At 42.3% G+C, this 2,992-nt stretch carries 2 protein-coding genes, 1 pseudogene and 1 riboswitch; of the genes and pseudogenes, 1 reads left to right on the top strand and 2 read right to left on the bottom strand.

Annotated features, from left to right (window positions below; all coding sequences use genetic code 11):
* Positions 1–29: 29 nt before the first annotated feature.
* Complete coding sequence (locus WB217_RS08070) at positions 30–1,022, top strand: LLM class flavin-dependent oxidoreductase (protein ID WP_423992314.1); 993 nt, start codon at positions 30–32, stop codon at positions 1,020–1,022.
* Between the two features lie 206 nt (positions 1,023–1,228).
* On the opposite strand, the pseudogene WB217_RS08075 reads toward WB217_RS08070, so the two are convergent.
* Positions 1,229–1,513, bottom strand: a pseudogene (locus WB217_RS08075) (5'-methylthioadenosine nucleosidase); the annotation flags it as partial.
* A 230-nt stretch (positions 1,514–1,743) separates the two neighbouring features.
* A riboswitch (purine riboswitch) is annotated at positions 1,744–1,847 on the bottom strand.
* Between the two features lie 184 nt (positions 1,848–2,031).
* Positions 2,032–2,992: MFS transporter (locus tag WB217_RS08080; protein ID WP_423992316.1), on the bottom strand; the 961-nt coding region annotated here is incomplete at its 5' end.

The following is a 2,992-nucleotide window of genomic DNA, read 5'->3' on the forward strand; positions in this document are numbered from 1 at the left end:
ATACCTGTTTAACTGTGGAGGTTTACCTATTGAAATTAAGCGTTCTTGATCAATCAGTCATAAGTAAAGGGGACTCGGCAAGCACCGCTTTACAAAAAACAGTAAAACTGGCTCAACTGACTGAAGACCTGGGCTACACTCGTTTTTGGGTAGCGGAACATCATAATACGAATGGAATAGCAGGGTCCTCTCCAGAGGTCCTGATTTCTCATATAGCTTCAAATACTAGGAAAATCCGTGTAGGTTCGGGCGGTGTTTTGCTTCCTCAGTACAGCCCCTATAAGATTGCTGAAAACTTCAAGCTATTAGAAGCCTTGTTTCCGAACCGTATTGATGCAGGAATTGGGCGTTCACCAGGCGGTTCCGCTACAACCCGATTGGCCCTCACAGATGGATTAAGGAAAAGCCTGAATGAATTCCCCCGGCAGGTTAAGGATCTGCAAGGCTTTTTAGTGAACCATTTACCCATAGACCACCCTTACCATGATGTCAATGCCTTTCCTGTGACAGGCAGCATACCGGAAGTGTGGCTTTTAGGGATTACACATCGGGGGGCAAGGCTGGCCGCAGAAAGTGGTACAGCTTTTACTTATGGACATTTTATCACTCCGGTTAATGGAGAACAGGCCCTGGACTATTACTATAAAAACTTTCAGCCCTCGCCAATGCTTGCAAAGCCTAAAGTAAATGTATGTGTGTTTGTTGTTTGTGCCCCAACACAGGAAAAAGCTGAAGAAATCGCCCTAAGCCAGGATATGTGGCTGTTATCAGTTGAAAAGGGTGGAGACACGAGGATCCCTGCCGTCGAAGAGGCCAAAAACATACCCTTAACAAAAGATGAACGAAAGAAGATACAGGAAAATCGAAAACGCATGATTATTGGTACACCCCAAATGGTTAAGGATGAAATTCTTAGATTGAGTGAAATGTACAAGACTGAGGAATTCATGATTATCAACAATGTATATAACTTTCAGGACAAAATTACAACCTACACATTATTGGCTGAGGCGTTCCTTTAAACAAAAGGACGGTTCTTTTGCAGAAGGATGCAGAAGAACCGTCCTTTTTACTTTTATTTATTACAAGCGATTTACAGTGGAGGACGCGCTTGGCTGCCCCGAAGCACGGGGACGTATCTAATGCTTCTTTTCCGTTAACCACTAGAGAAGGAGCACAGGGTACGTCCCTGTGCTCCTGAAGAGACGGTAGAACCGTCCCGATGTCGCTGATTGATGATGGCGATCGGGTTGTATCTCTCAATTGCAATAGCAGTGGAGGCTGCAGTATTTTCCATCCCTTTGCCCGTTTTCACAACGATCACTGGATATTTATCAAGCGTGCCTTTATAAAAAACGAAAGAACCTGAAGTTTCTTCTTTGACATTGTCCAGTTTACCTGCGAATTTTTCAGCCTCAATCGGCATCGGCCCCTGAATAATGATCGGCCTCTGGGCACTTTCAGCCTTTGTTTCAAATGTAGAGGTAAGCGATGAGCTGCTGCAGCCCGAGATGACGGTTAATACAAGGAGAATGATAGCTCCTATTGCTGCTGTTTTGTTAAAAATTTTGTTTTTCAAGTAAATCTCTCCCTCTCTCAAGTTGGTTTTACTCGATAAATTGTCAAATGAAAAGGCCTAGAATGCAGAGTAATCTCTACCTTCTAGGCCTACAAAAGTCAAAGTTATCCTAATTTGGCATTACGAAAATGATCCAAATTATTAAGTGCCACGGCGCGAAACACTGAAACACTACTTCAACTTGTAGTCCGGTTCTTTAAACGGGAACCAGGTAGAGACGCTCAGACCATATTACCGAGCATATACAAGTGTTGCGATTAAGTTTATTACTTTGCTAATATAGCAAACTTCTAAGCAGGATGCAATACAAAGGGTGAACGATAAAGGAAGCTATTGTTGTGAACGTTCGTGTTTTGTTGTTGCCAGAAGCATAGGGACGTACCCAGTGCTTCTTTTCTGGGAGCATAAGGTACGTCCCTATGCTTCTAACGAAAAAAGAATGCATCTTTTCTTTATTTTAGACGGGAGGATTCTAGTTCTACCGATTCAGGCTGACGCATTTCCTTAATAGACATCACTCCAAACAAGCCAATTAGAGAAAAGATGACTGGAATGATGAATCCATAAAAATAGCCTCCACTCATACTGCCTGAAACAGATTGAAAATGATCCAATACTTTTCCAAAAAATCCTGGGAGTAAAACAGCACTTAGAAATCCACCAGTATTCGCAAAACCAGATACAAAGCCAGATTCTCTAATGGAAAAGGATTGACGAACGACAGCAAAAGTTAAGGCGCTTGCTCCAAATCCAAAGCCGATGATAAAGAATAGCATACCGAGCATGAAAAATGGCGGATTCCCTTTGAATACAAGGAAAGCAGACCAGCTTGTTAAAGTAATAAAATGTACAATGACATAAGGACGCTTAATTGTTTCAAGCCGACTTGCAATCCAACTGGTTAGTGGGGCCCCTATAAGTGCCCCAATAAGACCAACCATTATAAGTTGACTGGCATCTGATCGTGTCATATCATACATAGTCATCCCATAGGGCACTGCCCATGAACTAATAAAGCCCACATAGCCGCCAACAACCCCAAAATGACAGAAGAATAAAGCCCATGCCTGCCGATCCAAAACGATTCTTTGCAATAACATCGAAATGTTTTGACGTTGAATTTCATCTTTAACAGTTACCGATTCATTATGAAAGAGCTGTCTTGGTTTCTTTACCAGTACAATATAAAGAAGAATTCCGGATAAACATAACGCTACGCCCGCGGAAAAAAAGGCTGCTCTCCAGCCAAATAAGTCAATCCAAGCAGAGAAAGGAACTGTCGCGAGAAGGAATCCAAGACTTCCTGTCATTCCCGCGAAACCAATCAATCTAACAAATTCATTTCCTTTAAACCACTGGCTTAAAATCAATACCAAATTGACCCAAATAGTTGCATCTCCAACTCCCGTAAGT

Origin of the sequence: Mesobacillus sp., from assembly GCF_049588175.1 — a bacterium.
Taxonomy (GTDB): Bacteria; Bacillota; Bacilli; order Bacillales; family Cytobacillaceae; genus Mesobacillus.